This is a genomic window from Halopseudomonas sp. L-58, from assembly GCF_056859475.1.
Map to the genome: position 1 here is coordinate 1 of NZ_JBSXON010000011.1, position 4,864 is coordinate 4,864.

The following is a 4,864-nucleotide window of genomic DNA, read 5'->3' on the forward strand; positions in this document are numbered from 1 at the left end:
TCTGCGCAAGGTAATGAAACAGTGCCTATTGGCAGCCGCCTGCCAAAACATGAAGAAGATTGCCCGCCTGCTGGCAGTGCTTTTACGCCTGCGGTCCGGGATAAGACGCGGCACTTGGCTACGAAGCCAAAAGTGCAGCTACTCGGAGGGAATTGGTGCCTTCGCAGGCTGAATCAGTCAACACAGGGAAAATCATTGCAAGCGTCCCAGAAAAACGAAACCCCGCGAAAATGCGGGGTTCGTCAGCAGTCTGAACCGCGCTGATGCTAATCGCGCGGTTTTTTCTTGGGGCGGGCAATGGCGTCAAAGTCTTTCAGGAATCATTTGACGGCCCAGCAGGCGAGCACATTATTTGCCGCTTGCCGCTTGCCGCTTGCCGCTTGCCGCTTGCCGCTGAGCGCGCGCCTGCGGCGCGCTCAGCCGTTCTGCCGAATTCCCGTGATAATCCACGGCTGATTGTCGCCATCGGCGCGTTCCAGCGCCCAGCTTTCATCGAACCACTGGCCTGCGTCTTCGGCGCTGTCTCGGTCCAGGCCATTGAAGCTGACGGTTACCAGTGTGCGTCCGTTGGCCTGGCTGACGCCGTCCAGACGCGCGGTCAGCTCGTCGACGAAGCCATTGGCGGTTGGCGGCGATTCCTCGCGTGCGGCCAGCAGTTGCTGCAGCAGCTCGGGGCTCAGGTACTCGGCCATGCCGGCGCTGTCGCCGTCACGCCAGTGGCGTTGCAAGGTATAGAAATGCTCCTTGGCACCACGCAGGAATACCTCGGCGTCGAACCAGGCCGGGGCGTCAATCGGCGCAGCGGCAGCGGGCTGTGCGGTATGCGCTGGCTCCCAGTTCTGCACCGGCTCGCGCTGCATGGGCGCTCCGCCGGCCGGCTGCCATTGCGGCTGGCGCTGCTGCGCGGCCTGCGGGCGGCGGCTGAACAGCTTGAACAGAACAAAGGCGATCAGGCCGAACAGCAGAATGTCGAACAGCTGAATGCCCTCGAAGCCGTCACCGAACAGCATGGACGCCAGCAGACCACCTGCGGCGATACCGGCCAGCGGGCCCAGCCAGCGGCTGGCGCCGGAGGTGGCTGCTCCCGCAGCGGTTTGCTGACGGTTGGGAGCCGCTTGCTGATCGCGCGGTGCAGCCTGACGCTGAACGGGTGCGCTCTGGTGGGTCGGCGCGCTGCCGAAACTCTTGCCACCGCCCATGCGGCGGGCTTCGGCATCAGGTGTGCTGACAACAACCATCAGCATCACGGTAAAAAACGGCAACAACCAACGCATGTAATAACCTCCGAATACAGGGGATCCCAAGTTTGCCAAAGAGGCGCAGGCAAGGAACGGGTTTAGTGTGTATGGTTGTTTCAGACAACCGAAGAAAGCGGGAGAGCGTACATGTTTACAGCGATGCGTGCCGAACGTATGGAAGGGTTGCACTTCTTTTCCGACCAGGCGACCGGACTCGAAGCCATTGTTGCGATCCACAATACGCGTCTGGGCCCGGCGCTTGGCGGGTGCCGGTATCTCGCCTACAACAGTGTCGACGACGCTATGGCTGACGCCATGCGTCTGGCCCGCGGCATGAGCTATAAGGCAGCGCTGGCGGGGCTGGACCAGGGCGGCGGCAAGGCGGTGATACTGCGTCAGCCGCACATTGCCGATCGGGCCGCGCTGTTCGAGGCCTTTGGCCGCTGTATTGAATCGCTGCGTGGGGGGTACATCACGGCGATGGACAGCGGCACCAGCAGTGCCGATATGGACTGCATTGCCCAGCAAACCGCCCACGTGACCAGCACTACGCATGCCGGTGACCCCTCGCCGCACACGGCGCTCGGCGTATTGGCCGGGATACGTTCGGCGGTGCGGGCGCGGCTCGGTCAGGAATCGCTCGATGGGGTGCGCGTCACCCTGCAGGGGCTGGGCAATGTGGGATATGCGCTGGCACAGCTGCTGCAGGCCGAGGGCGCCGAGCTGCTGGTGGCCGATCTGGATCAGGGCAGGGTGCGGCTGGCTGAAGAGGAACTCGGCGCCCAGCCTCTGGCCCCGGATGCCGTCTACGAGGCGCCCTGTGATGTGTTTGCACCCTGCGGCCTGGGCGGCGTCATCAATCAGCGCAGCATCACCCGGCTGCGCTGCGCGGTGGTGGCCGGCGCCGCCAATAACCAGCTGGTCGAGCCAGCGTTGGGCGAACAGTTGCGGATGCGCGAGATTCTGTATGCGCCCGACTACGTCATCAATGCGGGTGGTCTGTTGCATGTCGCGCTGACTCACCGGGGCGTTGCGGCCGGCGACATTGCGGGGCGGATCAGGAATATCGGCAGCCGGCTCGATTCGATCTTAGAACAGAGCCTTGCGCAGGGGCGCTCGCCTGCCGAAGTGGCCGACCGGCAGGCGGAGCAGTTGCTCTACGACGAGGACGCGCTCTGATTACTCCAGCTTGAAGCGCTGGCGCATCCGCTTGTCGAGGATCGATGTCGGCAGCCAGCGCTTGAGGCGCACCATGCTGCGCGCGCCGGAGCCGATCAGCACGTTCTCCGGCCGCACCGGGTTGCCGATGTAGCCGAGCAGCTCGCGGGCAAAGTCCTTCGCGCTGGTTGAGCGGGCGTTTTGCGAGGCCTTGGCGCGGGCCTGTACCGCTTTTTCCCAGGGCTTGAACCAGGAACTGTCGGCCATGGTTATCGCCGCGGTGGCGTTATTGCCGAAGTCCGAGGCGATGGCCCCCGGCATGACCGTCATGACCTGGATGCCGAACGGATGCAGCTCCATGCGCAGCGCGTCGGAAATCGCATGCAGCGCCGCCTTGGAGGCACAGTACACGCCGGAGAACGGCGTGGTGGTGACGCCGGACACACTGCCGATATTGACGATCAGGCCCTTGGCGGTGCGCAGCAGCTCGGCGCTGTCGCGAACCAGTTGCAGCGGAGCAAAGACGTTGGTGTCGAACTGGCGCAGCAGGGTCTCGCGATCGGCATCCATGATTGGCCCCATGGCACCGTACCCGGCGTTGTTGACCAAAAGGTCCAGGCGCCCGGCCTGCTCGCGAATCTGCTCGACACACTGCCTGCGCTGGGCGGCGTCATTCACATCGAGTTCGATGGCGATGGCGCCCTTGTCAGTCAGCGGGGTCAGGGTGTCGACACGGCGCGCGGCGGCGAATACCTGATAGCCGGCGTCCAGGCAGGCCAGCGCCAAAGCCTGACCGATGCCGGACGAACAGCCGGTGATCAGGGCGACGGGTTGGGTCATGGGTGGGGCTCCTTATTGTTCTTCGATAAAGTCGGCTCGCACCGCATCAGCGCGGTATTGCAGCTCGGATTCACGGTAGCCGCGGCGCAGCCGCGCCAGACTGTAGCAGACCAGGGTATCGGCGCCGGGTAGCAGATCGGGGCCGAGGGTAAAGCGTTGATCGCTGCTGGCAACGTCGACCAGGTTGGAGTTGTAGCCGGGCTGGTTAACCCACAGCAGCCAGCTGATATTGCGTGCGGTCAGCTCACCGCCGTTATGAATGCGGACCGCCAGCGGCTGGCCGAACGGGCAGCTGTCGGGCTGATAGCTGAGGTCGAAGGCGAGATGGTCGATGCGCTGGCTTTGCTGCCACTGCAGCACACCCATGATCGCACCAAGCAGCAGGGCAAGGCCTGCAACGACGGCACTGACCGGCAGCATCACCCGCGGGAAGCGCAACAGCAGTACCAGCCAGATCAGAAACAGGGCTATGCCGTAGGGCATGGGTTGGTCCTCCTTGGAACAGGCTATAACTCTATCAAGCCGGGAGGGCTGGCGGCGACCACTGAAACAGCTCGCAACTGTTCTGCCAGCACCGGGCGCTGAACTCGTCGAGTGATTCGCCACGCAGGGCGGCCAGCTCTTTGGCTATCTGTGGCAGCAGTGCGGGGCTGTTGCGCTGGTGGGCGTGGAAGGCCGGCGCCATGTCGGGCGAGTCGGTTTCCAGCACCAGTTGCTCACCGGGCAGCAGCGCGATGGTCTGACGCAACCGGGTTGCCTGCGGCCAGGTGGCGGCGCCGCCCAGGCCCAGCTTGAAGCCCAGCTTGTGGTACTCGCGGGCCTCTTCCGGGCTGCCGCTGAAAGCATGGATAATGCCGCCGCGCGCCGGGCGGTAGCGCTTGAGTGTGGCGATCACATCGGCGTGGGCGCGGCGCACGTGCAGCAAACTGGGCAGACGGCAATCGACCGCCAGCTGCAACTGCGCCTCGAACAACTGCTGCTGGGCGTTGCGGTCTGCGTTCTTGCCCCAGTAGTCCAACCCGTATTCGCCAACGGCGCAGCAGCGCGGATCGTCCAGCCGCTCTGCCAGTATTTGCTGCAATGCGCCAATGTGCCCGTCACGGTGCTCGTCCATAAACATCGGGTGTAATCCAAAGGCGGCGAACAGATTGTCGTGCTGCCGGCACAGCTGCCAGATTCGATCCCAGTTGCCCTGCGTGACTCCCAGCAGCACCAGCCGCTCGACACCCAGGCGCGCGCAGTCGCTCAACACCTGATCGCGATCAGGGTCGAAGGCAGCGAAGTTGAGATGGGTGTGGGTGTCGATGTAGGGCATGGGGGGAACGCTACGCTTACGCGTAGCGAGCTGCAAGCTGGAAGCCGCTGCGCGGCTCAGCTGCAAGCCTCAAGCTACAAGCTACAAGCTACAAGCTACAAGCGAAAAGCGAAAAGCGAGGACAGACTGTGGGCCCTGCGCGAGTGCGGTGGAAGTTATCGCGGCCGTTTGCAGTTGCAGTGCGCTCAAACTACCCGCGCAGCTGGTGACCGCACGGGTGTTCCTTGCACGTTGAGGGTTACAGCTGAGCCCCGTAGCGGCTCAGTGATGCTCTCGCGTCGCGCGGAATTCAATTTCCGGCCAGCGTTCTTCG

The 4,864-nt window shown here is 63.9% G+C and carries 5 protein-coding genes; 1 reads left to right on the top strand and 4 read right to left on the bottom strand.

What is annotated here, in order from left to right; translation table 11 throughout:
- Window positions 1–416 precede the first annotated feature (416 nt).
- The gene (locus AC13EY_RS00325; RefSeq protein ID WP_088274618.1) at window positions 417–1,274 is read right to left on the bottom strand and encodes a Tim44 domain-containing protein; all 858 of its coding nucleotides are present in this window, start codon (window positions 1,272–1,274) and stop codon (window positions 417–419) included.
- 111 nt (window positions 1,275–1,385) lie between these two features.
- On the opposite strand from AC13EY_RS00325, the gene AC13EY_RS00330 reads away from it, so the two are divergent.
- Complete coding sequence (locus AC13EY_RS00330) at window positions 1,386–2,417, top strand: Leu/Phe/Val dehydrogenase (RefSeq protein ID WP_482875917.1); 1,032 nt, start codon at window positions 1,386–1,388, stop codon at window positions 2,415–2,417.
- On the opposite strand, the gene AC13EY_RS00335 is transcribed toward AC13EY_RS00330, so the two are convergent.
- The 3 genes from AC13EY_RS00335 to AC13EY_RS00345 are packed head-to-tail and all read right to left on the bottom strand — an operon-like array spanning window position 2,418 to window position 4,551.
- On the bottom strand, window positions 2,418–3,236 hold the full coding sequence (locus AC13EY_RS00335) for an SDR family oxidoreductase (RefSeq protein WP_228245399.1): 819 nt from the start codon (window positions 3,234–3,236) through the stop codon (window positions 2,418–2,420).
- Window positions 3,237–3,248: 12 nt separating this feature from the next.
- Window positions 3,249–3,719, bottom strand: a complete 471-nt coding sequence (locus AC13EY_RS00340; RefSeq protein ID WP_482890386.1) for a hypothetical protein — start codon at window positions 3,717–3,719, stop codon at window positions 3,249–3,251.
- A gap of 34 nt (window positions 3,720–3,753) precedes the next feature.
- A complete protein-coding gene (locus AC13EY_RS00345; protein ID WP_482875913.1) occupies window positions 3,754–4,551 on the bottom strand; it encodes a TatD family hydrolase in 798 nt (265 codons plus the stop codon).
- Window positions 4,552–4,864: the final 313 nt, after the last annotated feature.